The sequence below is a fragment of the Rhizobium sp. A37_96 genome (assembly GCF_053521765.1).
The window spans coordinates 79,584-102,536 of sequence record NZ_JBNWDS010000018.1 but is presented as its reverse complement, the minus strand read 5'-3'; the positions used below and the strand labels follow the sequence as shown (position 1 = coordinate 102,536).

Sequence of the window (22,953 nt, the reverse complement as noted above, 5' to 3'; positions counted from 1 at the left end):
GCGAAACCGCAGAACCATGGCTGGAGGATGACGGCTGCTGATCGCTGCCGCCCGCATCTCAGAAATGGGCCGCCAAAGAGAGACCGAGGTCATATTGGCTCGAGGTCGTCCGGCCAATTCCCGTGGCAGTCGGGCGCGGTCCCCACAGCGTGGCATCGACACCGCCCGATACGCGCAGTTCGATCTGCTCTTGCAAGGGGAAGACAAGGCTGAGCTGGAGGCCTGCCAACCCCATCGCGCCGTTGGCATGATGGGTGCTTCCCGCCTCTTCGATGCTGCCCGCCACCGGCAGGACGATCTCCTGGCTCGTTCGCGATCGCGCCCCGAACATAGCAACGCCGGCCGTTCCCGTCAGCTCGACACTGAAAGGAGCATGCGGCCGGAAGTGCGCTTCAAAGCCGAGCATCGGGCCACCTGACTCGACGCGAAAGCTGCCGGTTTCGCTCAGGCTGACAGGCGGTATTCCGGCGCCGACAGCCTCGTCTGCTAGATCGAAGGTCAGGCCGTTTCCGAAGTGTTCGCGACCGCTACGGTAGGTAGCTCCCACTTTGAACGCGAGGTCGGTTTCCGAGATCAAGGGCTTCGCCAGCCAGACGGTCTGGGTATAGCCGGTGGCGTGAACGAAACTCCATGCGTGCACTGTGCCCGGGCTAGACTCATTTACCCCTGAAAAAAGCAAGCCGTTGCTGTCCGCATAGGCACCGTAAGCCGCCGCGCCCGGTATCGAGCCGTTCGTCGCAAGGGCTGTAAAAGCAGCGCCAGCGGCCGTTTGGCTGACCGCATATTGAGTCACCGAATTCGGACCTGTCGGAGAAGACGCCGATGCGAAGATTGCCGCAGAGCTGCCCGCCCTGTCCGTGAAGCTCACATTGGCCAAGGCGGCCGCCCCGGATGTGTCGGTCAGGGCCTCGAGATCGATCTCTCCGGGACTTGGAGAGCCGACCGCGATGTTGAATGGATTGTTGGCAAGGGAGGCAGTCGAGGCGGAATGTCCCGAAAGATCGTAACGCGTTCCACTCAAGGTAAATGTGAAGGCGTCCGGCTGTTGCGATAGAGGCATGGTTGCGGAAATGCCCACTTCCGCGCCAGAGGCGGTCAAGCTCTGTTGCCTGATCGACGGCGTTGCCATCGTCACTGTCGGGAACGAGAACTGCTGCCAGTCAAAATCGATTTGACCGGTTATACTCGCTGGCTCCTGGGCAACCGCCTGGCTTGCGCAAAATGCCGCGAGCATCGACAGACAAGGTAAGAAAACTGTCCACCTCAAGGTAGGAATAGGCTTATGTCCCCGCCCTTCATTCGAAGAACACAAATTCTTCGAATCGCATTCTAACATGATCGCGAGACAGGTCATAATATTTCCAGGCAGATAGGTTAAATCCCTGACAATTGCGGGCGCTTCCTATGACAAGGACTGTGTGTCGATCCTGCGATCGGTTGCTTTCATCTGTCCGGCCTATGCCGTGGCACTTGCATCGTCAGGAAGCACATCGACTCATGCAAGCCCTGTATGATTTCCTGCCGGCGCCGAAGCTGGGGGAGGGGAGACATCATCAACCACAATGCATCAGCAGGTTGATCTGCCGATGGCGCCGTCGTTACGGCTATACTGCGAACCTGGCTGGCTTTCCCAAGAGATGTCGGAACGAGCGCCATGACCGTACATGACCGCGATCCGCTCGACCTGAACGAGGTTGCAGCTATGCCAGCAGCACCAAGCACTGGTTGGCATGCCTTAAATATTCCATCCGCCTATCTGACGAGGGGAGAGAAGCATGAAGTGCATTGCCAAATGTCGACAACTTCTGCACAAACCATGCGACCATGGCAGCACATAGTGCATCTTCAAACTACTCATGCAGCCTTTGCCAGCGCCAGATAAGGTGGACAAAGATGCGATGGCAGGCTGCCAAGCCGGTCGAATATCGCGACATTCACGTCGACAGACCGCTCCAAATGCGCTTCCAGCGCCGATGCTGCAAGCGCAACATCCTGATTGAGAAGCGCTTCGTAGACCTGTGCATGTTCCGATGCCATGAATGCAATATCATCCAGCTGGCGGTATTCGGCAAACGTCGAATGCGTGGCAATGAGCAACCGCTGACTGCGGCGCAAAGTATTCAACAAGATGGTGTTGGTACAGGATTGAAGCGTGTGGATATGCAGATCCGCTTCCAGCTCCTCGAGTTTGGCGGGGACTACGGCATCGCGCTCGGCCGCCTGTATTCGCCGCAAGCGCATCTGCACCTCGTTCCTTTTCAGATGCGGAAAAGCCTGGCGAAGCGCTTGCGGCTCCAGAAGGATGCGCATTTCGAAATGATATTTGAATTCGGTCGCCGTCAGCGGCCCGGCATACCACCTGTTGTTGTTGTCCTGCTCGATGACGCCGGCGCGCTCCAGTTGCGTCAGGACCTCATGCGCAATCGTTCGGCTGACGTCGTAATGCGCCGCGAGCGCCGTTTCGTTGAGCACGAACCGCCCATAGGCCAGGCAGACCGCAACCGCATGCTCGACCTCCGGATAGATCTGCTCGCGGCGGTTTGCGGCCGGCGCTGCGGCATCGGCGGGAATATTCAGGCCACCGTCCGTCAGATCGATACGCAACGGCTCGCCACCGGGTACGATATAGCCGCGGCCTTGGAACGTTTCGATCAGGCCTTCCTGCAGAAGTTGGTTGAGCGCGATACCGGCCGGCACGCGGCTGACATTGAAAGCACGGCCGATATTGGCCTGGCCGAGAACAAGGCCGGCACGAAGCGCGTTGCGATCGAGATGATCCCGAAGCACCGAATAGATCGTCGAATAAGCAGGCTGGGTGCGGCCGCCGGAACCAGGTGAAACATTCCCGCTGATTGCCCCGCCCAAGTTCATTCTATCGTCGGCTCCAAATCTGGTTGACCCAGCTTCCTATGCGCGCGCTCAGCAAGCGCGCCTGCGGCGTGTTTCGGTCCATGTTGAAGAAGCCATGCGTAACGCCCCGCCACTCCTCGTAACAGACGTCATTGCCAGCGGCAATCAAGCGCTGCGCATAGGCACGCCCTTCGTCACGAAGCGGGTCGTGATCGGCTGTGACGAGGAGAGCCGGCGCGAGGCCGGACAGGTCGGCTGAATGCAAAGGCGACACGCCGGGGTCATTCGGGTTCGCCCCTCCGGACAGATAGTGCCCGACATACCAATCCATGGTCTTCTGGTCGAGGAAGAAGCCGCTTGCGAACAGTGCGCGGCTTTCACTCCATCCCCCGAGATCTGTCGCCGGATAGATGAGCACCTGACCCGCAAGGCTTATCTGCTTTTCACGGGCGCGAAGAGCAAGGACCGCGGATATGGTCGCGCCCGCACTGTCGCCGGCAACGATGATCCGATCCACCGACAGGCCCTTGGATGGACCGATCGCGCAAAGCCATCGAAGCGCCGCCTCCGCGTCGTCGATAGCGGCCGGGTAGGGGGCTTCGGGAGCCTTGCGATATTCCACCGACAACACGTTTGCTGCCGCCGAACGCGCCAGTGCCCGCACGGCACCGTCATGCGTCTCGACGCTTCCCAGGACCCAGCCGCCGCCATGAAAGAAGAGAATGATATCGGCGCTGTCCCGCCAGCGGTAAAGCCGCGCCTTGATGTCGCCGGCAGCAACCGGGATCGCTAGATCCTCGGTGGCCTGCACCTCATCGCTGTCGCCCCATAGCGCGGGTATCTGTATCTCGGCTTGCCGTCGGGCCTCGGACGCGGAGAGTTCGTGCATTGGCGCCGCCTTTTCAGCGTCCGCCGCCTCCAGCATCGATCGCAATTCCGGCAATAGCCGCGAGCGGTCCGCTGGGCGCCGCTCAGATATGTCCACCATTGATGCTTCCTCCCCGAGGCCCGCTTATCCCTTCATGCCGGCCAGTCACTAGATGCGCCGCTCCCCCGCGAAAGTCAATAATCGAATATTGCATGCGTTATACGCTTGTGTTACCGATGACCGTGGCGCGGCGCGTTGAAGAGGAAGCAGCCGGCCCTTAACGGGAGGTAATTCAATGACTATTCGCGTCGGGCGCGGCATGTTTGCTGCCGCTTTCGCCTGTTCGGTCGCCTTTTCGCCGGTCGTGGCATCAGCCTCGAGCAACAAGATCGCGCTGGTGCCCGGCGGCCCCCACCCGTACTTTGCCAGCTGGGAGCAGGCGGGAAATGACGCTGCAAAGGATTTCGGCATCGGCTCGGCACAGTATAACGTTCCGGCGGAGTGGAAGCTCGAGGCTCAGACGGAGTTGCTGGAGAGCCTGGCCGCGCAGGGCGTCAACGCCTTCGGCATTTTCCCCGGTGATCCCGTCGGCATCAATTCGACGCTTTCTGAGTTCAAGGGCAGCAACATTCCCGCGGTTGCGATCGGCGGCTGTGCTCAGGATCCGACGGATGCCAATTTTTGCCTCGCAACCGACGTCTATCAGGCCGCTTATCTCGGCACGAAAGCGTTGATCAAGGCAATCGGCGGCAAGGGCGCGATCGTGCATCTCGCCGGGCTGCTGATCGATCCGAACACGACGCTGCGCGAACAGGCGGTCGAAAAGGCCGTTGCGGAGACGAACGGCGCGGTGACACTGCTGCAGACGGTCGGCGATACCGACGATCAGGAGAAAGGCGACCAGAAGATCAACGCGCTGCTCGCTTCGCAGAAGGACCAGATCAGCGGAATCATAGCGACGGCTTATATTTCTTCCGTCGTCACCGCCAAAGCCCTTCGAAATCTCGGCGACAAACGCATCAAGATGATCGGCATTGACGATGACAAGATCGTCCTGGACGGTATCCGCGACGGTTTCGTCGCCGGGACCATCGGGCAAAATCCCTATGGTCAAGCCTATATCGGCACCTACGCTCTCGATCTTCTCGCAAGCGGCTGCACCGCCAAGCCCGACGCGCCGTGGACGAAGACACCACAGACCGCGCATTTCATCGATTCCGGCACGGTGTTGATCTCCTCATCGAACATCGACAGCTACAAGGACGATCTGAAGGCGCTGAGTCACAAGATACAGGCGACGTTCAAGGATACCTATCTGTCCTGCAAGTAGCGGACGCCGCGTGCGCTGACCGAAAAACATGCGCACGCGACCTCCGAAGCCAAGTGTTTCAAGAACAGGCGCGAAGATGCCCACCCAACAAGCCGTTCCAACCCAGCCGCCCGGCATCCGTCCGGTCAGCCTCCTGATACGCGGCTCGACGCAACTCGGCCTGCTTCTGATACTCATCGCGATGTGGGTGGTGTTTTCCAGCCTCGCACCTGGCTTCCTTTCCCGCTTCAATCTCAACTCACTTGGTCGCTCCGTTGCCGTCGATGTCGTCGTGGGCTTTGCGCAGATGGTGGTTCTCGCCACCGGCGGGATGAACCTTGCGGTCGGCGCGATTGGCGTCTGTGCGGTCATGACTGCCGGTTATCTTCTGCAGGTGCTCGGCCTGCCGGTGCCCGTGGCGCTGGTCGCGACCCTGGCGATGGGGGGGCTGCTCGGATGGCTGAACGGATTTGCCATCACCAGAACGGGCGTCAGCAGTTTCGTAGTCACGCTTGCCAGCGCCAGCCTGTTTTCCGGCGGCATGCTGATCCTGACGAAGGGAGTGCCGCTGAATGCGCTGCCGCCAGCCTTCAGCGCCTTCGGCCGCGTCAGTTTCGGTCCTGTTCCCGGTCTTGCATTCGTGGCGATCGCCATTGGCATCGTGCTCTATATTCTCTTCGTCCATACCGTACTTGGCCGACAAATTCTTGCCGTGGGGGCCAATGCCCGGGCGGCGGAGATGTCGGGCATTCCCGTCGATCGCGTCATCGTCTTCGTCCACGGACTGTCGGGCGTGCTGGCGGCCGCGGCCGCCTTGATGCTGACCGCGCGGCTTGGAGCGGCCATGCCCGCCGTGGCCGGCGACGACTGGCTTCTGCCGTCTTTCCTGGCGCCGGTCATCGGCGGAACCGCGCTTTCGGGCGGCATGGTATCGGTCATTGGCACGATCCTCGGCGCTTTGCTCGTGGCCACCATTCGCAGCGGTCTTTTGGTGCTGCAGATCGGCAATTTCTGGCTTCAGCTCTTCCTGGGCATCTTTCTCCTGGGGGCGATCCTCATAGAACGCTATCGGGCGCTGCTTGCCCTGCGCCACCAGACGAGGCGAGCATGAAGCGGATCGTTTCCTTTGCCGCGCGGACTCAATGGTCCGGCATCCTGGCGGCCGTGATCCTCGGGGGCACCGCATTGAGCTTTGCCGCGCCGGCGTTCCTGACGGAATTCAATTGGTTCGTCATGCTGCGCAGCATCTGCGTCTCACTGCTGGTCGCCTTCAGCCAGATGGTGATGCTGGCGGTCGGACAGATGAATTTGTCCGTGGGCGCGCTCGGCGGCCTGGTCGCAATCATCGTCGGCGGCCTGATGGAAGCCTGGGGATGGCCGACGATTCCGGCGGTGCTGGCCGCGCTGGTCGTCGGCGGAGCGGCCGGGCTCATGAATGGCTGGCTGACGGTGCGCACCGGTATCAATGGTTTCATCGTCACGCTTGCCACCGCCTCCGCCTTCTCGGGCATCAATCTCGGCATTACCAAGGCGGTGCCGTTCTACAATCTTCCCGCATCATTCGTCGCCTTCGGTAACGGTCGGTTCGGCCTGTTTCCGTCTCTGCTCATCGTGCCGCTGGTCGTGACCGTTTTGTTGGCGGTTTTCTTTTCGAGGACGGTGCAGGGGCGCTATCTGTTGGCCGTCGGCGGCAATAGCCATGCCGCTGAACTGTCCGGCGTCTCGGCGGGGCGAGCAATCCTCGTCGCGCATGTTCTTTCCGGTGTTCTTGCAGCGGCCGCGGGCGTGCTTGCCGTGGCGCAGCTGGGCTCGGCCCAGCCGACGATCGGCGCGGATTGGCTGGTGATTTCGTTCGCAGCCCCTATTATCGGCGGCGCCAGCCTTCTTGGCGGCTCCATCTCGATCGTCGGCACGTTGATCGCGGTGCTGCTCGTCGGCCTCATTCAGAATGCAATGGTGCTGCTGGCCGTCGATCCCTACTGGGTCACGTTCCTGCTCGGTGGACTGATCCTGATTGCTGTCTGGATCAATCGTTTCCGCGCCGTGCGCGTCGGGGAGGACTGACATGACCCTCGTGCTCGACCATGTGGAGAAATCCTTCCCTGGCGTGCGTGCCCTCAAGGACGCTTCGCTGACGCTCGCGGCCGGCGAAATTCACGCCCTCATGGGTGAAAACGGCGCGGGCAAATCGACCCTCATCAAGATCATGACCGGCGTCCATCGACCCGATGCCGGTCTGGTGACCTTCGATGGCCAGGCGCTCTCCCTTTCCTCGCCTCGCGACGCCATCAAGCTTGGAATTTCCGCCGTTCATCAGGAACGCAATCTCATTCCGCGATTTTCCGTCGCCGAGAACATCCTCCTCGAGACGCTTCCGGTTAAGAACGGCCTCATTGACTTCGAACGGACCAACACCGAAGCACGCCGTCATCTACGCATGGTCGGGCTTGATATCGATCCATCCACGGAGGTGCGGCGTTTGAGCGTCGCGCAGATGCAGATGGTCGAAATCGCCAAGGCTCTCAGCCACGAAGCGAAGGTTCTGTTGCTCGACGAGCCCACGGCATCGATCACCGATGCGGAAAGCGAGATCCTGTTTCGTCTCGTGAGGCAGCTGCGCGACCGGGGCACGGCCATTCTCTTCGTCAGTCACAAGCTTGAGGAGGTGCTGTCGCTTTGTGATCGCGTAACCGTGCTGCGCGACGGAGAAACGACACTCGCCGGAGCGGCCATGACCGGCATGACCCGGCACACGCTGATCGAAGCCATGATCGGCCGCGCGGAACGGCCGGTGATGGTCCGTGCTGGCGGCCCGCGACAGGGGACGCCGAAGCTGGAGGCTCGGCAATTGGCGACGGCTTCAGGCCATCGCAATATCAATTTTGCGTTGCAACGCGGCGAAATCCTCGGTCTCTACGGTCTTGTCGGAGCCGGTCGCACGGAGCTTGCGCGCGCCCTTCTCGGTAAGGATAGGATTACTGATGGCGATCTGCTGATCGATGGCAAGACGGCAAGAATTCGTTCGGTGCAAGAAGCGATCAGGCGCTTTCGCATGGGCTATGTCAGCGAGGACAGAAAACACGAGGGCGTCATCCTCACTCATTCGATCCGATCCAACATCGCGATGACGGTCTGGTCGCGTATCGCAAAAGGCCTTGGCCTGCTGACTGCGGCAAAGGAGCGGGCCATCGGCGAGCCGCTTGCCCGTCGCCTGGAGATTCGTACACCTGATTTGGAGCAGCTCGTCGGCAATCTGTCGGGAGGCAACCAGCAAAAGGTCTCGCTCGCCAAATGGCTTGCCGCCGACGTCGACATTCTTATCGTTGACGAACCGACGGTGGGTATCGATATCAAGGCAAAGGCCAGCATTCACGAGCTTCTAAACGGCTTGGCCGATAAAGGCATGGCGATCCTGCTGATTTCCAGCGATATGCCGGAGATGATCGCGCTCGCGGATCGCATACTCGTCATGCATGATTTCGCGATAGTCCACGAATTCGAAAACGACCGCCGCTACGATACCGCCAGCAGGGCCATCATGTCGGCGATACACGCGGCTGAACTGACCGTCAAATAATGCGGATCGGCAGGAGAACTTCCTTGTGGCGTAGGCTTCGCGAAAAATAGCGTCGTTCCTACAAAGCCGCCGCAACGGTGCTTGCAGTCGTGATGCCTCTCGTCGACTGCTGAGAAGGGCGTGAAGCGTATCTGCCCGCCATGCTTATCGCTATAGTCAACAGTCATTAACAGACCGGATGCTGCTGCGGCCATGCAACCGTCTGATCGCACAAGGCGGATTTCACCCGTAGCCGCAGTCGTCCCTTCGGTGACATGGTAATTGGCGCCGAACGTTTCGGTTCAGGACGAACCGTTCTCGTCGTCCACGGAGTATTATCCTTGCTTGCTGGAATCTCAGGCTGCGCCTTCCATTAGTTGCTTTGTATTCAACCCAATGTCGTGTATCGTCACGGCCGCGGGCTGTAATCGCGACCATTGAGGGGGATGTGCGATGAAGTGCAGCGAAGGTCGTCGAGCAGCGCGGAGCATTCGCCGCGATATTGTCGGGAAATGGCTTTGGGGTGTCGCAGCTCTCTTACTGGTGTCCACATCAGCGCGGGCCGCCGATGTCATGCCGGTCATAGCGGCACAGCCGGGCGAACAACAGCCCGATCATCTAACCTTTTCATTCTCGCCGTATTTGTGGGCCGCGGGTATCAGTGGCGACACCGCTGTCTTCGGCCTTCCCGAAGTGCATAGCCAGGAGAGTTTCGCTGACCTTTTAAAGGATGTCGATTTCGGCTTTACGGGCGCCGGCGAAATTAGATACGGCAAGTTCTCCGTTCTCACGGATCTTTCCTACGCGCGTGTCACCAGCGATTCTGCAACGCCAAGAGGCGTGTTTGCAGACAGCGTGGCGCTGAAGCAGGAGACCTTTACCGGGATGCTCGGCTTTGGCTATACCATCCTCGGAGATGAACAAAGCCACCTCGATGCCGTCGCTGGAGCGAAGCTCTGGTGGACCGAGACCACGATCTCCTTCCGGGGCGGTCCGCTTGGCGGTGCTTCGGGGCGTGAAGAGGCAACCTGGGTCGACGGATTGGCGGGCTTCAGGGGCGTCTATTCGATCACGCCAAACGTCTATCTTACGGGCTGGGGCCTTGTCGGTGCAGGTGGTGCCGACATCGACTGGGATGTCATGGGTGGCATCGGCTACAAGTTCAAGGAATCCGTCTCCGCCGTCATCGGCTACCGCGCCCTTGGCGTGAACTATTCGAATGGTCGCTTGACCAACGACATTGTCGAACAAGGTCCGATTCTGGGGCTCGTCGTCCATTTCTGATCACGAAGAGGAAGCATGACATGAAGTCGGTTGCTTTGTTGGGCGCTGGTTTGATCTCGCTCCTTGCCGTCAGCGACAGCCTTGCCCTCGACGATATCGTAAGGCAACAGATCGAGCGCAGGGCAACCGAGGCGGTCATCTGGGGCATGCCTGCCGTCAATACGGACCTTATGTTCCAAGCCTTTCGCAAGGCGGGCGGTGAGGCCAACCAGATAGCGCTCTGGTCGCGCTTGCCATCCTGGAAAAACCAGACGCTCACACCCAATCCGGACACCGTTTACCTGATCCCCTTCTTCGATACGAAATCGACCGGGCCGATGGTGCTCGAATTTCCACCGGCGGATACCGGTTCGATTACCGCCAATATCGACAATATATGGCAGGTTGCCCTTGAGGATGCCGGGCCGGCCGGAGCTGATAAGGGCGCCGGCGGTAAATACCTCATCCTTCCGCCGGGATACTCGAAGAAGGTTCCAGCCGGATACATACCCCTGCGATCGGATACTTTTACCGGCTATGCGCTGATACGGTCGACGCCCAAGACCGGAAGCGAGGAGGACGTGGCCAAGGCCGTCGCCTACGGCAAACGGATGAAGCTCTATCCGCTTTCAACGGCGTCGAAGCCGCAGAAGACGATCTTCGTCGATGTCGTCGACGACCTGTTCGACGCGACCATTCCGTATGACGCGGCATATTTCGTTTCGCTGGACACGGTCGTGCAGAGCGAACCTTGGCTTCAGCGCGATCGCGCGATGATCGATCCGCTGAAGTCGCTTGGCATCGAAAAAGGCAAAGCCTTCAAACCGGATGGCGATGTCAATGAAGCGCTCTCAGCGGGTGCGCGAGCGGCGCAAGTCTGGCTGGAATACCAGCGCCAGCATATCTTCGCGCCTTATTTCGAAAACAGCAGATGGTTCGTTCCGGCGTTGCCGGAAGGTATTCAGGCCCAGTCCGATAACTTCGCGAAAGCCGACAGCTACACCACGGACTCACGGGCGATCACCTATTCAATGGGCTATGTCGGGATCAAGCATCTCGGTGCCGGACAATTCTACATAATGTCGGTACGAGACAAGGCGGGAGATCTGCTTGACGGCACTCAACGATACCGCCTGACGGTCCCTGCCAACGCCCCCGCCCGACAATACTGGTCGGCGACCGTTTACGACGCAAATACGCACGGTTTTATTCGAAATCTGGAACGCTTCAGCCGCGCCTCCAACACACCGGGTCTGAAGCGCAATGGCGATGGGTCCGTCGATATCAGCTTCGGCCCGGTCGCCCCGCCGGACGGCGAGACCAACTGGATTCCGACGATGACCGGTCAGCGTTTCGAGGTGCTTTTCCGGCTCTACGGACCGGAGAAACCTCTGTTCGACAAGAGCTGGGTTCTGCCCGATATCGAGGCGGTTCAATAGGAGAAGCACACATGCGGTTTTTATATCTTGCCTCTGTTGTTACTCTCTGTGCCGGTGCGGGAATGCAAGCAGCGCAGGCTGCGGACACGCCCGTGACCGCCGACAATTTCGTGCGCGCCGAGACCGATCTTTATTTCAACAACGCATTGAAGGATGCGGGCGGCGCGACCGGCAAATTCGGCCACCATCGCGAGCCGATGTCGATCGATCATCAGACAGTTGTCCGACCCAACCGTGATACGCTGTATTCGGTCGCCCTTATCGATCTCGACGCCGGACCCGTTACCGTCACTCTTCCTGACGCCGGTAAGCGCTTTCGCTCGCTGCAGGTCATCAACGAAGACCACTATCTGGTGGGCGACGAAAAATACGACGCCGGCAGCTACACCTATAACCGCGACCAGGCCGGAACGCGCTACGTCCTGATCGGACTGCGTACGCTGGTCGATCCCAACAGCCCGGATGATATTGCGCAGGTTCACAGCCTGCAGGATGCCTCGAAGGTCAGCCAGGCCAGCGCCGGGAAATTCGAGGCCCCGCACTGGAACGAGGCGAGCCAGAAGAAGGTGCGCGACGCCCTGCTGGTGCTCGGCTCGACCATACCGGACTTCAAAGGTGCGTTCGGCGCTAAAGACAAGGTCGATCCGATCCGCCATCTGATCGGCACTGCCGCAGCATGGGGTGGCAATCCCGAACGGGACGCAACCTATCTGAATGTAACTCCGGCCAGGAACGACGGCAAGACGGTCTATAAACTCTCCGTCAAGGACGTGCCGGTCGACGGCTTCTGGTCGGTCAGCGTCTATAACGCCAAGGGCTATTTCGAGAAGAACAAGTTGAACGCCTATACGCTGAACGACGTTACGGCTGTCAAGGCTGCGGACGGCTCCATTAACGTGCAATTCGGCGGCTGCGACAAGAAGACGGCCGAGAACTGCATTCCGACCATGGCAGGCTGGAATTACACGGTGCGCCTCTACCGGCCTCGCGATCAGGTGCTCGATGGAAGCTGGACATTTCCCAAGGCTGAGCCACTAGCACAATGACCGCTTCGCAGCGGCAATTTTACACTGCCTGACAAGGTCGCACCCGAAGATACCTATCGGGTCAGCAGTCCGGCTTTCAACGTCTGGAAAGCGGCGGCTGCGGCGGTTGCGTGGTCGAGCCGGGACCGAGCGAACGCTGCACCATCACAGTATCGGCCCAGCGGCCGTAACGGTAGGCAACTGCCGGCAAGAGGCCGACTCGAACGAAGCCGAAGCGTTCGTGCAGCGCAAGCGAAGCAGCGTTATCGGCGTCGATATAGCCGATCATCTGCCGGAAGCCGGCGGCCGCACAGGCATCGATCAGCCCGCGCATGAGCAAGCTCCCGACGCCCTGACCGACATGGTCGTGATGCACATAGATCGAGTGTTTGACGGTATAGCGATAGGCCGGGCGTTTGCGGAACAGTACCGCATAGGCGTAGCCGACGACTTTGTCGCCTTCGATCGCAACAACGTGCGGGAAGCGGCGGTCCTTTAAATTCTTGCGCCGTTCCCGCAGATCGTCAGGCTGTGGTGTGTCGCCATCGTCCACTCCATCCTCGATGCCGTGGCGAATATGGCGACGATAGATCGTCAACATGGCATCAACGTCCGTTTCCCGGGAGGGGCGGATGACGATCGTTTTGTCCTGCTTCATGCCTGAACCTGCGTTTCCAACCTATTCCGCGACAACGTATGTATGAAGCCGGATGCGACCGGACGCATCCGTCTCGCGATAGAGCCCCTGGATCTCCACCTCGAAACCGGGGAACATGTTGAAGCAGGTCTCAAACATCTTGAGATAGTCGATCATCGGCTTTGCCTCATCCGTCAGCCGCTCGCCTGGCACGATGGTCGCGATCCCCGGAGGATAGACCACGAACGGTGTCGTGGCGATGCGGCCTGCGATGGCATCGATCGGCAGATACTCCACGTCGTTGCGAACCAGGCAGCGCGCGGCATCATGCGGCGACAGGGCGATCGGTGGCAGATGGTCGGCGGAAAACTGCATCGTCTGAAGCGCACTGACATTGGCCTGCCGGAAGAAGTCGTGCATTTGCGTGCAGAGATCGCGCAGTCGCACGCCCGCGTAGCGTGCCGGACGGCGGCGATAGAATTCCGGGATAGCCTCTTCCAGCAGCGCATTGTCGTCATAGAGCTTTTTGAAGGCGACGAGGCCGCTGATCAAGGTGCCGGCTTTGCTCGCCTCCACGCCCGGGGTGAGGAGGAACAGCAGCGAATTAAGGTCGTTCTTTTCTGCGACGATGCGATTTTCGCGCAGGTATTGGGCAACCACGGGCGCCGGTATGCCATGTTCGGTGTATTTGCCGCTCGCCCGGTCAAATCCGGGGGTGAGCAGGGTCAGCTTGTTCGGGTCGGTCATGGCAAAACCCGGTTCCATGTCCGAAAAGCCGTGCCATGACGCGCCGGGTGTCAGGTGCCAAAAGGCGGGATTGGTGGCGAGCTGGTCGGTGGCGACGCTTTCCCACGGCACGTCATGCACCGCGCCGGGGCTGGACACGTCCGGGATCGCCACCCGGTCGGGCACGAAGGGCTCGAAGAACCAGCGGCGTTCCGGGCGATGCTCCTTCTCCTCGAATTCGCGGCGCACGGCGCGGATCTTCTTGCGCAGCTCGATGCCGAGACGGATCGTGTCGTCCCAAAGCACTTCGCCCGAGCGGCCCTTCATCATCTGCGCTCCAACGTCGAGGGAGGCAAACAGCGGATAGAAAGGCGAGGTGGAGGCGTGCTGCATGAAGCTTTCGTTGAAGCGCCGATGTTCCACGCGGCGTTTCTGGCCGGTGATGTGCCGGTCCTTCATGTGGATCTGCGAGGCCTGCGAAAAGCTCGCGAGCTGCTTGTGGGTGGATTGCGTGGCGATGATGCCCGGCGCATCGGGGCCTAGGTCGGAAAGACCCATGGCAAAACGGCCGGCATAGAGCGGATGAAATTTCATGAAGCCCGCCCAGGCCTCGTCGAAAAGGATGTAGTCGCACAGGTGCCCGATGCGCTTCAGGATCATCTCGGCATTGTGGATCGTGCCGTCATAGGTGCACTGCTCCACCACTGCGACGCGGAAGGGGCGGGGCTTCTTGTAGGCCTCCGGGTCTTTCACCAGGGGATGAGTGCGGATGCGCTCGCGCAGTGCTTCCTCGTCCATGGCCGAAAAATCGATGGGACCGATCAGGCCATAAGGGTTGCGTATAGTGGGCAAGTAGACCGGAATGCCGCCGGAAATCATCAAGGCGCCGTGATGGGCGGCCTTATGGTTGTTGCGGTCGAACAGCACGAGATCGCCGTCGGTAACGAGCGCGGAGAGCGCGACCTTGTTGGAAGTGGAGGTGCCGTTCAGGACGAAATAGGTTTTCTCGGCGCCGAAGATCTTGGCCGCTTCCTTCTGTGCGGCAAGCGCAGGCCCCTCGTGGGTCAGAAGGTCGCCGAGGTCGAGCACGGAGTTGTCGAGATCGTCACGGAACACCGCTTCGCCCAGATGCTCCATGAAGACGCGGCCGATCGGGCTGCGGCTGTAGAAGATGCCGCCATTGTGGCCCGGGCAGGTCCAGAGGTGGTTGCCTTCTTCGGCGTAGTCGACCAGCGCGCCGAAAAATGGTGTCTTCAGCGTCTCGGCATATTGCTTGAGCCGGCTGATAAGGCTCTTGGCAATGAAGGCGGGCGTTTCTTCGGACAGGAAGACATAGCCGTCGATAAAATCGAGGACCTCCACCGGCACATCCTCGAAGCGCTTGCGGCGGATCAGCAGGATGATCGGAAATTCGAGGCCGCGCCGGCGCATCAGATTGATGAGGGAGGCCGTCTTGCCCTCGAGACCCTTTTTACCCCAGTCGACCAGCATGCAGCCGATGGCTGCGTCCGTCTGTACGGCAATTTCCGCGTCTTCGAGATTGCGGGCTCGTACCACTTCAAAGCCCGAACGTTCGATTTCCTCGACGATCTGGTTGTAGCGGGCGCCTTCCAGATCCTCGCTGTCGAAGGCCGGCGTTGCGAACAGAAAGTTGAAACGTCTGAAATAGTCCATCTGGGTACCCGCTCTTGATCTGGTACGAGGTGTCGACGCATTTCATGACATGGATGTGACAACGTCCATTCGTGGGATCGCTCCGGCCTATCAGCCAGCTACGCGCTGATTATCTTGCCGACCCTTTCTTACGATATTTTCGGGGGCAGTCTCACCGCGCGGCGGACAACTTTGCCGGCGAGGCAAAATCAAATGAGGGTGATAGGCCGAGGTTCTTGCGCATGAGGGCGCCTCAGGCAGCTCTCGCGATACGGACAGCATCGCGAAACGAAACCAGCTTCCCGCCATGCTCATCCCAGAGCACCAGCTTTACGCAGCGAAGGCTCTGCCACAGTGTCAGCCGGCCTATTTTGCCAAGCTCCGGATGATTTCGTAGGACCTCCGGCAGCCGGTAATAGGGAATGCGGCTGGAGAGATGATGCACATGGTGAATGCCGATATTTCCGGTTATCCAACGCAAGACAAGTGGCAGGTCGTAGTGCGAGGCGCCATGTAGGGCCGCCTTTGGGAATTGCCATTCCGGCTCCTTCGACCAGTGCGTCTCCTCGAATTGATGCTGTACGTAAAAAAGCCAGATGCCGCCGGCTCCGGCCAGGAGAACGATGGGCAGATGGATGATGAGAAAGGCCGGAAAACCGACTGCCCAGATCAGAAGCCCCGCGATCAGCGCGACCGCCAGGTTGGTTGCCATCGTCGACAGCCAAGGAAGGGTGCCGCCACGCATCATGCCAACTGGCAGGCGCTGCTTGAACAGGAAGAGCCATGCCGGCCCGATCCCGAACATCACGAGCGGATGCCGATAGAGACGATATCTGATCTGTCCCCATCGGGATCGGGAATAATATTCGCGTACCGTAAGAGTGGTTATGTCGCCGACGCCGCGCTCATCGAGATTGCCGGCGGAAGCATGATGCGCCGCATGAGCGCGGCGCCAGTAATCATAAGGGGTCAGCGTCAGGACGCCAAGAATGCGTCCTGTCCAATCGTCGGAGCGACGATGTGCGAAAAACGAGCCGTGGCCGCAATCATGTTGGATCATGAACAAGCGCAGTAGAAAGGCCGCAGCAGGAACAACAAGAATGAGGCCCCACCAGAAACCGTAATGCACCGCCAGCCAGGTCAGGACCCAGAAGGCGGCAAAGGGAATGGCGCTTACCGCGAGTTCGAAGATGCTGCGGCCCGTATTGGGCGTGCGGTATTTCGAGAGGATCTTTAGCCAGTTTCCTTCATCCGGGCTGTCGGGAGATTGAGAGACACCCTTTGCGATCATTGTGGTTGGCCTACTTTCCGCATGGCGGCGCTGCGGTAATAATGCTCGGCGTGCTGATAGAGGTTTTCCGCCTCGATGCGGTCTCCGGCCTGAGCGCTTTCGCGCGCCAGCAGTATATAGTGTTCATATCGACGCCTCAGGCTCTCGAACGTCTGCCCTGATGCGGCGGTGTCGAAGGTGGCCTTGTTGGTCGATAGCTGGGGTCGTCGTGGTGAAACCAACTGACAATTCAAGCCTTATACGGCTTGCTCCTTATCGGTAATATGGGGAATGACTGACGCGGCTGGGATTGCTTGTGTCAAATGTGCTGACGCTTGTGGCGCGGCATTGCAGCCTGATACAACCTCTATACTCCCATTGCGGCCGTTTCATGTTGGGCAAGAAGGCTCCGCTACCTCGAAGGCCTGAATGTCGATGTGCAACGCCTAGGCAGCGTCGAGAATCTCCTCGGTCACCACCTGGAAACGTTTCAAGATCGCCGGCCCGAACGCCGTCGACATGGCGACATCGGTGGCGTCGCGGCCGGTCGCCATGAGAATGCGTCCGATGCGCGGCGTATTATGACGAGCGTCGACCGTATACCAGCGGCCACTCAGATAGACTTCGAACCAGGCGCTGAAATCCATGGGATTGGGGCTTTTTGGCACGCCGATATCGCCGAGATAGCCCGTGCAGTAACGTGCGGGAACGTTCATGCAGCGGCAGAGCGTGATGGCGAGGTGGGCGAAATCGCGGCACACGCCCGTGCGCTCCATGAAACCGCCGAAGGCGGTTCTGAGCGGGTCGGCTTTGCTATAGTCGAAAGCGATATGGTTGTGCGTGAAATCGAGAATGGCCTGGACACGCGGCCAGCCGGGCTGTGTAGCGAAGAAGGTCTTCCAGGCGAAGTCCGCCAGCCGGTCAGTGTCGCAATACCGGCTGCCGAGCAGGTAGACGAGCACGTCGTCGGGCAGGTGGTTGATGTCGTGCTGGACGGCGTCGCCGGGCACAGGGTCGGGCAAACCGCCGTCATAGACCTCGAATCCACTGGAAATCGTCGTCAGGCCAGGCGGAGCGACGATGCGACTGCAGGCATTGCCGAAGCTATCGGTGTAGCCCCAGGCCTCGATCGGCCGGTCAAAACTGAGCACCTGTTCGGTCAACAGATCCACGCGTCGGGAAGGGTGGATGTTGAGGACCAACAGCATGGGTGTTTCGTATTCGCATTCATAGCCAATGTGAAAGCCTGCGCGTATTTTCATGGATCTTGATCCTTTGAATTCAGTGATGATCGTGCAAGCGAACGCATGGACGCGTGGGTCGTTCCGTTTATCCCCTGTTTGCGGTATCCAATTCCGGCTCCGATGTAACGTTGACCTGCACCTGCAAGCTGTCAAAGTCGCGCGATCCGCCGGCATAGCTGCCGGAAAGCGGCACCACCTGATGCGGATCGCGGCCGACGCCGACGCGGATCAGATCTCGATTTCCGACAATGCCGTTCGTGGGATCGAACTCCACCCAACCGGCGCCCGGCAGATAGACCTGGCACCACGCATGGGTCGAGCCGCCGCCGAGCGTGGTCGATCCGTCACGATCGGGAACATAGACATAACCGGTAACGAAGCGGGAGGCGAAGCCGAGCGAGCGGGTCGCTTCCATCATCAACAATGCGAAATCGCGGCAGGTGCCGCTGCGCAGTCGAAGCGTATCACAGGGCACCTGCGTACCGTGTTCGGTGCGCCTGACATAACTGAAGCTCTCGCGAACCGCGTAGCAAAGCGTCATGAGAACATGGCCGGTGCGCGCCACTTTACCTTTGGGCACGAACTGTCTTGCCCATTTCCCCACGTCGTCATCGGGGTCGGGATAGTGCCGCAATATGGTTTGCTCGAGATCCGGTGATTCATCGGGATCGTAAGCGAACGGGAAATCGAATGCTTGCCTGTCCATTTCGAGGTCGAGGGGTATTTGCGCATTATGGTCGAGGCGGATGGCCGTTTCGAAACGCAATTCGCGCGATGCTGTGGGTATGTCGATCAGCGCGATGCAGTTGCCGAAGACGTCATGAATCCAGCGGACTGTATGCGTCTTGGGGAAGACATCCAACGAGCAGCCCAAAAGTGTCTGATCGAAACTGTCGCGTGGCCGGAACAGTAGCCTGTGCCGGCCGAATTTGACCGGCCGCACGTAGCGGTAGGTGGTTTTGTGCCGAACCGAAAAAATCGTCATTCGCCCTCACTGGATGGAAGACACAGGCGACGTTTGCGATTGACACGAGCGCCCCTTCGTCATTTGGCCTCGCGGGGGAGAGGGTAGTCGTGCGCTTCATAAAGTGTTCGGATCTGTTTATGGTCGAAGCGCACCTCGTCGACTTCCAGTATGGATCCCTGTTGCTGTGAGCGCGGCACGGTCTCCATTGCAAAGCGCAGGGCCTCAGCGACCGTTTCGAAGCGCCTGTAGCGAAGGCCGCTGCTCCCCCGTAGCTTCTTGCCGGCGTAAAGCCCGGCTTCGCTCGTATAGTCGAATTTGGTCACGCGATTATCTTTCGGTTTCCTGAACGATCAGTCGCCCGCGCGAGGAGAGGGGACGGCGGGCCGAGAAGCGCCCTTGCGGAACTCGCTTCTTGCGCCGGACTTTCCGCTCCGTTGGTCGGAGGCCACGCCTGTTCGCCTGCAACTGCTTCTGCAAATGCAGGCATTTTTGATATCTGAGCCTGTTTCCTCGCCAACTTTGCGAGGGAGGCTTTCTGCAGCAATGCTGGTGATATCAAGCAATCATGACGGTATTCATAGGCGATGGGTAAGATGTTTGCCCATCGCTCTGCTAGGGATCGGGGCAATCCGGGGTCTATCCCTTTTTGCCGAAACTTGCCGCGCCGTTGTCCAATCGCTTGACCTGTGAACCTGCCAACGGCGGCGGTGTCACTGCGGTCTTGTCTTTCTTCGGTTTGCGGACTTCGCGGTTGCCGCGTACTTGGCCTTTGGCCATGGGACCCTCCAGGATGTGTCTTGATGAAGTGTGAAGCCTGACGCCGGCGCTGTCGGATGGTGCGACCGAAATCAGTATGTCAAACGCTGGTCGAATTCTTCGCGGCTACGTCGTCATGCGGACAAGGATGCCGTTTCAGAAGACGCGCGCTTTTTCCCTTTGCGTTCATGCCGAAATCGGGAAAGACGGTGAAATTCACCATCGACGGATTGATCCGGGCACCAGCAGGAATTGCAGTGTCTACGGCGAGGCGAAGGGTTGTATTTTCCCGATATCCGAACGAGCCCGTCTGGACCAGATTTCGTGAAACGCATGGTGGGTAAATGTTGGAAGACATCGCGCCCTCCTTTCGTTGTGGTCGGGGTGTCGCCACCCTCCTGCAGCAATGCCCTTGAAAGAGTTGCTGATGCGAGAAGTGTGCGCCTATATCGCCTTCCCGACAAGTGCTTGGCGTCATTTCCTCTTTCTAATCATCATGGCGGCTTCCTTTCGGGGCGGTGCAATGAGCCGATTGAGGTGAGGTGGATAGCACTTTACGAGCGTCCGGGATGGGGCCTTCTATCCGTTCTGGTTGCTCGCGGAGGAGGAGGCCGTATCGATATCGTCCCCGCCGATGCTGCGGTCGAAATTCTCGTTGAGAAGGCGCACCCTGTAGCGCGCCGACCGTTGAATATCCGGCAGAACGGCGATGATCTGCCCGGAGCCTTTTGGCTGGATGCTTCCCGCCTCACGCTTTTTCAGCACGATTGTATCCCCGGGAAAATATCGGATTTCGGACACCGGACCCTCCTCAGCTCCCAGAGAACAAAAGGCCGGGCGCTAACCCGACCTCTCACAGTCACTCAACTCTGCTGCCAGTACATCCGTGGTCAGCCGAGCGAACGACAAATTCAAGCCGCCTGAAGATTGTCGGCGGAGTTCTTGCCGGTCTTGCGGTCTTGGATGATGTCGAAAGTGATCTTCTGGCCGTCATTGAGCGACCGAAGGCCAGCCCGCTCTACTGCGGAGATGTGCACGAACACATCCGTGCTGCCGTTATCGGGTTGAATGAAGCCGAAGCCCTTGCTCGCGTTGAACCACTTTACAGTGCCAGTATTCATAACGATTTCCTTTCAAAGCAATCGTTGTTGCTCCTGCAATACATTGCGGGATTTGATCGATTATTTGAGAGGAAATCCGTGGGGAGCCGTCAGGCTCTGGCCGACATCACAAGCAATGGTCGATATGTGTAACTTATGCTCAATTTCTGATTTTGCAAGGGCGCTGTTCGAAATATAGCAATTCAGAGGGCGAATTCAGAAATGGAGCACGCGGGGGCAGGGACCCGATGATCCAACGCAGGTCACCGCACCCAGCCTGTACTTCTCACCTGCATATCAGTGGCCCATCCGCTTTCGGTAGAAATGCCTGTCTTACCCGGAACCGAAACCGTTCACGATCGTTTCTGACAAGAGCTTTGGCAATCCGCTAGGAGAGATATTATGGCTGACACGACGCTGGATAAAGACATCAATGCTCAAATCGAGGAGCTTAGAAGTCAGATCGGCGATCTTTCAGCACAACTGTCCGGCAGGATTGAAGCTGCTTCGCAAGGCGCCAACGAGATGCTTTCGTCTGCGAAGGCCAAGGCTTCTCATGTTTCGGACCAGGCGCGCACGGAAGGCAGAAATCTCGTTCGAGCCGCCAAAGAAAACCCCGCCGCAACGAGCTCCATATTTGTCGGCGGCGTTCTTCTCGGTCTGTTTGCCGGATTTTTGATCGGCCGGCTTTCAGAATAGACAGTCCAAGGTCGTCACCGCTATTCGGACCGATCGAGCCTCGATGCATATGTATCTGCGGGCTTACGAATTGCGGCGCCTCCCTGTGCCATTTCGCATGGTGGCTGGCTTGTGCCAATCTTGAGATAGGGGCGGTCCTTCGATAAGTGGGACGATAAGGGGCCGCCTTCGAGTTCACGTCTCATATTCGAAATCATATGCTATCCTCATGAAATAACGTTGAATTCTGCGGGTCGCGCTGTGCTGAGGACGTCGTTAGGCCGGAATTGCGACAATGCTCCGGCCGCTTGACAGTCATGACCTCGGCGAACGCAGCCGGTTGGAAAACATGGCAAACCCGAAGGGTAGGGGCCGCGTGAAAGAAGCCGTCTTTGCAATGTCGGAAAACAAAAATCCGCCTCGGCCGATTTTCCATTGAAGTTGACGGGCGCGCGCGCCATTTAACATTCACCGGCGGCATCTGAAACGGGCGCAGCCGAGTGCGGGCGCATAACGTGCCTCAGCCCCAAAGAAGGAGGACAGCATGTCTTCCGTTCAAGGCATCTACTCCTGGGAAAGTCTGCTGCAATCCGCTCGTCGGTTCCGGTACGTTGAATTTCTGCTCAAATCGACCCCAGTCATCAGCATCGCGTTTATCGTCTACGTGCTTCTGAAGGGTATCCTTTGGTGACACCGGGCGGTTGATGCTCGTGTCACGCAATTGCCCTGTCTTTCGTTGCGCTGACGGTAACAGATAGAATTTCTCACCGCATTCGAGGTTATCCACCATGGAACGCACGATTGAAACAGAGATCACCTTCATCCATCCCTTCGTGCTGAGCTCGTTCAAGATGCCGCTCGAAGCCGGAACTTATCGGCTGATTGTCGATGAGGAGGAAATCGAAGGGCTGTCTTTCTCGGCATTCAAAAGAACGTCCACCCAGCTCGAGATACCGTCGATAGCAACGGCCATCGGCACCCGGCAGCGCCTGCAAGTGTCTTCGCAAGAGATTGAAACCGCCTTGGCCAAGGACGCGAGAGCCGGAGATTGACGCGACGAGCAACTCACCGGCCGTCCCGCGATCAAGGCGGCATGTTCGAGATCTAGTTTTTCCGTGCCTGAGAAAATAGGTGGTGGCACCGCTTGGGAATGGCCGGGCAAGAGCCGCGCACCCTGGGGCCGATCACCACAGAAAGCCTATAGATCGTCCAAGGAGAACCAGAATGGAGTCCCGCTTTGCTAGACGAGTGATGATGGCAGCCATGGTTGTCGGCCTGGCTCTTTCCGTACTCTACGCATCAAGTAGCTCACCTAACCATCATGACCCGGCAGATCGCCACGCGGCCGATATTGCGAAGTAACCTCCCGCATAGCGGCTACTCGTTGCCCATTGCGGCAGCAATGCTGTGGAGCGGAACAAGGTTCGGAGACCTCCATAGCCTAAACGGCCAGCGATAATTTCGCGGATCTGATGAAATCGGGAGGGGCAACCAGCCCGCCTCCCTGAATGAAGCCGGAAAACACTATCCTCTGCCAGCCCAGAGTTTGGGAACGGTCCAACTTGCTCCCAGCCGAGCGGGCTTCACAAGCAAAGGTTCATCTCGAAACGAT

At 59.0% G+C, this 22,953-nt stretch carries 24 protein-coding genes; 10 read left to right on the top strand and 14 right to left on the bottom strand.

Translation table 11 applies throughout. The features are described from left to right. Positions 1-58: 58 nt before the first annotated feature. The 3 genes from ACQZ6J_RS29705 to ACQZ6J_RS29695 all read right to left on the bottom strand — a co-directional run bounded on the left by ACQZ6J_RS29705 (position 59) and on the right by ACQZ6J_RS29695 (position 3,838). On the bottom strand, positions 59-1,354 hold the full coding sequence (locus ACQZ6J_RS29705) for a hypothetical protein (RefSeq protein WP_449086656.1): 1,296 nt from the start codon (positions 1,352-1,354) through the stop codon (positions 59-61). Positions 1,355-1,854: 500 nt separating this feature from the next. Then, on the bottom strand, positions 1,855-2,871 hold the full coding sequence (locus tag ACQZ6J_RS29700; protein ID WP_449086655.1) for a GntR family transcriptional regulator: 1,017 nt from the start codon (positions 2,869-2,871) through the stop codon (positions 1,855-1,857). A 1-nt stretch (position 2,872) separates the two neighbouring features. Next, on the bottom strand, positions 2,873-3,838 hold the full coding sequence (locus ACQZ6J_RS29695; protein WP_449086654.1) for an alpha/beta hydrolase: 966 nt from the start codon (positions 3,836-3,838) through the stop codon (positions 2,873-2,875). Positions 3,839-4,013: 175 nt separating this feature from the next. Here ACQZ6J_RS29695 and ACQZ6J_RS29690 point away from each other — a divergent pair, with 175 nt between their 5' ends. The 7 genes from ACQZ6J_RS29690 to ACQZ6J_RS29660 all read left to right on the top strand — a co-directional run bounded on the left by ACQZ6J_RS29690 (position 4,014) and on the right by ACQZ6J_RS29660 (position 12,331). Next, on the top strand, positions 4,014-5,048 hold the full coding sequence (locus ACQZ6J_RS29690; RefSeq protein ID WP_449086653.1) for a sugar ABC transporter substrate-binding protein: 1,035 nt from the start codon (positions 4,014-4,016) through the stop codon (positions 5,046-5,048). Between the two features lie 76 nt (positions 5,049-5,124). Then, entirely contained in the window at positions 5,125-6,138 is a 1,014-nt protein-coding gene (locus tag ACQZ6J_RS29685; protein ID WP_449086652.1) for an ABC transporter permease, read from the top strand. Further along, a complete protein-coding gene (locus ACQZ6J_RS29680) occupies positions 6,135-7,091 on the top strand; it encodes an ABC transporter permease (protein WP_163990657.1) in 957 nt (318 codons plus the stop codon). The genes ACQZ6J_RS29685 and ACQZ6J_RS29680 overlap by 4 nt, the downstream gene beginning before the upstream one ends. Position 7,092: 1 nt before the next feature. After that, entirely contained in the window at positions 7,093-8,604 is a 1,512-nt protein-coding gene (locus tag ACQZ6J_RS29675; protein ID WP_449086651.1) for a sugar ABC transporter ATP-binding protein, read from the top strand. A gap of 432 nt (positions 8,605-9,036) precedes the next feature. Next, on the top strand, positions 9,037-9,867 hold the full coding sequence (locus ACQZ6J_RS29670) for a hypothetical protein (protein WP_449086650.1): 831 nt from the start codon (positions 9,037-9,039) through the stop codon (positions 9,865-9,867). A gap of 20 nt (positions 9,868-9,887) precedes the next feature. Further along, the gene (locus ACQZ6J_RS29665) at positions 9,888-11,285 is read left to right on the top strand and encodes a DUF1254 domain-containing protein (protein ID WP_449086649.1); all 1,398 of its coding nucleotides are present in this window, start codon (positions 9,888-9,890) and stop codon (positions 11,283-11,285) included. 11 nt (positions 11,286-11,296) lie between these two features. Then, the gene (locus ACQZ6J_RS29660) at positions 11,297-12,331 is read left to right on the top strand and encodes a DUF1254 domain-containing protein (RefSeq protein ID WP_449086648.1); all 1,035 of its coding nucleotides are present in this window, start codon (positions 11,297-11,299) and stop codon (positions 12,329-12,331) included. A gap of 76 nt (positions 12,332-12,407) precedes the next feature. Here the strand turns inward: ACQZ6J_RS29660 and ACQZ6J_RS29655 are convergent, their stop codons facing one another. The 11 genes from ACQZ6J_RS29655 to ACQZ6J_RS29605 form a co-directional block, all read right to left on the bottom strand. Further along, a complete protein-coding gene (locus ACQZ6J_RS29655; protein ID WP_163990661.1) occupies positions 12,408-12,968 on the bottom strand; it encodes a GNAT family N-acetyltransferase in 561 nt (186 codons plus the stop codon). 21 nt (positions 12,969-12,989) lie between these two features. Then, positions 12,990-15,347 (bottom strand): Orn/Lys/Arg family decarboxylase, encoded by a 2,358-nt coding sequence (locus ACQZ6J_RS29650; RefSeq protein ID WP_449086647.1) that lies wholly within the window; start codon positions 15,345-15,347, stop codon positions 12,990-12,992. A 232-nt stretch (positions 15,348-15,579) separates the two neighbouring features. Further along, positions 15,580-16,617 carry a fatty acid desaturase gene (locus tag ACQZ6J_RS29645; RefSeq protein ID WP_163990663.1) on the bottom strand — a complete coding sequence of 346 codons (1,038 nt, stop codon included), beginning with the start codon at positions 16,615-16,617 and terminating at the stop codon, positions 15,580-15,582. Then, positions 16,614-16,838, bottom strand: a complete 225-nt coding sequence (locus ACQZ6J_RS29640; RefSeq protein WP_281411076.1) for a DUF4167 domain-containing protein — start codon at positions 16,836-16,838, stop codon at positions 16,614-16,616. Before ACQZ6J_RS29640 ends, ACQZ6J_RS29645 begins: the two co-directional genes overlap by 4 nt. 204 nt (positions 16,839-17,042) lie before the next feature. Next, positions 17,043-17,858, bottom strand: a complete 816-nt coding sequence (locus tag ACQZ6J_RS29635) for a transglutaminase-like domain-containing protein (protein ID WP_449086646.1) — start codon at positions 17,856-17,858, stop codon at positions 17,043-17,045. A 67-nt stretch (positions 17,859-17,925) separates the two neighbouring features. Next, positions 17,926-18,825 (bottom strand): transglutaminase family protein, encoded by a 900-nt coding sequence (locus ACQZ6J_RS29630; protein WP_449086645.1) that lies wholly within the window; start codon positions 18,823-18,825, stop codon positions 17,926-17,928. 59 nt (positions 18,826-18,884) lie between these two features. Continuing rightward, complete coding sequence (locus ACQZ6J_RS29625; RefSeq protein ID WP_163990672.1) at positions 18,885-19,130, bottom strand: hypothetical protein; 246 nt, start codon at positions 19,128-19,130, stop codon at positions 18,885-18,887. Between the two features lie 313 nt (positions 19,131-19,443). Next, complete coding sequence (locus ACQZ6J_RS29620; protein ID WP_204326745.1) at positions 19,444-19,584, bottom strand: hypothetical protein; 141 nt, start codon at positions 19,582-19,584, stop codon at positions 19,444-19,446. A gap of 79 nt (positions 19,585-19,663) precedes the next feature. Next, positions 19,664-19,921 (bottom strand): hypothetical protein, encoded by a 258-nt coding sequence (locus ACQZ6J_RS29615; RefSeq protein WP_449086644.1) that lies wholly within the window; start codon positions 19,919-19,921, stop codon positions 19,664-19,666. Between the two features lie 221 nt (positions 19,922-20,142). Beyond that, positions 20,143-20,328 carry a hypothetical protein gene (locus ACQZ6J_RS29610; RefSeq protein ID WP_449086643.1) on the bottom strand — a complete coding sequence of 62 codons (186 nt, stop codon included), beginning with the start codon at positions 20,326-20,328 and terminating at the stop codon, positions 20,143-20,145. A 146-nt stretch (positions 20,329-20,474) separates the two neighbouring features. Continuing rightward, positions 20,475-20,684 (bottom strand): cold-shock protein, encoded by a 210-nt coding sequence (locus tag ACQZ6J_RS29605; RefSeq protein ID WP_163990678.1) that lies wholly within the window; start codon positions 20,682-20,684, stop codon positions 20,475-20,477. Between the two features lie 381 nt (positions 20,685-21,065). Here ACQZ6J_RS29605 and ACQZ6J_RS29600 point away from each other — a divergent pair, with 381 nt between their 5' ends. The 3 genes from ACQZ6J_RS29600 to ACQZ6J_RS29590 all read left to right on the top strand — a co-directional run bounded on the left by ACQZ6J_RS29600 (position 21,066) and on the right by ACQZ6J_RS29590 (position 22,393). Continuing rightward, positions 21,066-21,362: a hypothetical protein gene (locus ACQZ6J_RS29600; protein WP_163990680.1), complete on the top strand. Its 297-nt coding sequence runs from the start codon at positions 21,066-21,068 to the stop codon at positions 21,360-21,362. A 523-nt stretch (positions 21,363-21,885) separates the two neighbouring features. Next, positions 21,886-22,032 (top strand): hypothetical protein, encoded by a 147-nt coding sequence (locus ACQZ6J_RS29595; protein ID WP_449086642.1) that lies wholly within the window; start codon positions 21,886-21,888, stop codon positions 22,030-22,032. A gap of 97 nt (positions 22,033-22,129) precedes the next feature. Next, a complete protein-coding gene (locus ACQZ6J_RS29590) occupies positions 22,130-22,393 on the top strand; it encodes a hypothetical protein (protein ID WP_449086641.1) in 264 nt (87 codons plus the stop codon). The last annotated feature ends 560 nt before the right edge of the window (positions 22,394-22,953 follow it).

What these genes read in the sequence shown, in the direction of transcription:
- ACQZ6J_RS29655 (WP_163990661.1), bottom strand. Translation starts at nt 12,968, where the DNA reads ATGAAGCAGGACAAAACGATCGTCATCCGCCCCTCCCGGGAAACGGAC.
- ACQZ6J_RS29685 (WP_449086652.1), top strand. Translation starts at nt 5,125, where the DNA reads ATGCCCACCCAACAAGCCGTTCCAACCCAGCCGCCCGGCATCCGTCCG.
- ACQZ6J_RS29665 (WP_449086649.1), top strand. Translation starts at nt 9,888, where the DNA reads ATGAAGTCGGTTGCTTTGTTGGGCGCTGGTTTGATCTCGCTCCTTGCC.
- ACQZ6J_RS29675 (WP_449086651.1), top strand. Translation starts at nt 7,093, where the DNA reads ATGACCCTCGTGCTCGACCATGTGGAGAAATCCTTCCCTGGCGTGCGT.
- ACQZ6J_RS29615 (WP_449086644.1), bottom strand. Translation starts at nt 19,921, where the DNA reads ATGTCTTCCAACATTTACCCACCATGCGTTTCACGAAATCTGGTCCAG.
- ACQZ6J_RS29670 (WP_449086650.1), top strand. Translation starts at nt 9,037, where the DNA reads ATGAAGTGCAGCGAAGGTCGTCGAGCAGCGCGGAGCATTCGCCGCGAT.
- ACQZ6J_RS29690 (WP_449086653.1), top strand. Translation starts at nt 4,014, where the DNA reads ATGACTATTCGCGTCGGGCGCGGCATGTTTGCTGCCGCTTTCGCCTGT.
- ACQZ6J_RS29595 (WP_449086642.1), top strand. Translation starts at nt 21,886, where the DNA reads ATGTCTTCCGTTCAAGGCATCTACTCCTGGGAAAGTCTGCTGCAATCC.
- ACQZ6J_RS29635 (WP_449086646.1), bottom strand. Translation starts at nt 17,858, where the DNA reads ATGAAAATACGCGCAGGCTTTCACATTGGCTATGAATGCGAATACGAA.
- ACQZ6J_RS29630 (WP_449086645.1), bottom strand. Translation starts at nt 18,825, where the DNA reads ATGACGATTTTTTCGGTTCGGCACAAAACCACCTACCGCTACGTGCGG.
- ACQZ6J_RS29650 (WP_449086647.1), bottom strand. Translation starts at nt 15,347, where the DNA reads ATGGACTATTTCAGACGTTTCAACTTTCTGTTCGCAACGCCGGCCTTC.
- ACQZ6J_RS29660 (WP_449086648.1), top strand. Translation starts at nt 11,297, where the DNA reads ATGCGGTTTTTATATCTTGCCTCTGTTGTTACTCTCTGTGCCGGTGCG.
- ACQZ6J_RS29600 (WP_163990680.1), top strand. Translation starts at nt 21,066, where the DNA reads ATGGCTGACACGACGCTGGATAAAGACATCAATGCTCAAATCGAGGAG.
- ACQZ6J_RS29700 (WP_449086655.1), bottom strand. Translation starts at nt 2,871, where the DNA reads ATGAACTTGGGCGGGGCAATCAGCGGGAATGTTTCACCTGGTTCCGGC.
- ACQZ6J_RS29680 (WP_163990657.1), top strand. Translation starts at nt 6,135, where the DNA reads ATGAAGCGGATCGTTTCCTTTGCCGCGCGGACTCAATGGTCCGGCATC.
- ACQZ6J_RS29705 (WP_449086656.1), bottom strand. Translation starts at nt 1,354, where the DNA reads ATGACCTGTCTCGCGATCATGTTAGAATGCGATTCGAAGAATTTGTGT.
- ACQZ6J_RS29695 (WP_449086654.1), bottom strand. Translation starts at nt 3,838, where the DNA reads ATGGTGGACATATCTGAGCGGCGCCCAGCGGACCGCTCGCGGCTATTG.
- ACQZ6J_RS29645 (WP_163990663.1), bottom strand. Translation starts at nt 16,617, where the DNA reads ATGATCGCAAAGGGTGTCTCTCAATCTCCCGACAGCCCGGATGAAGGA.
- ACQZ6J_RS29590 (WP_449086641.1), top strand. Translation starts at nt 22,130, where the DNA reads ATGGAACGCACGATTGAAACAGAGATCACCTTCATCCATCCCTTCGTG.
- ACQZ6J_RS29620 (WP_204326745.1), bottom strand. Translation starts at nt 19,584, where the DNA reads ATGGCCAAAGGCCAAGTACGCGGCAACCGCGAAGTCCGCAAACCGAAG.
- ACQZ6J_RS29605 (WP_163990678.1), bottom strand. Translation starts at nt 20,684, where the DNA reads ATGAATACTGGCACTGTAAAGTGGTTCAACGCGAGCAAGGGCTTCGGC.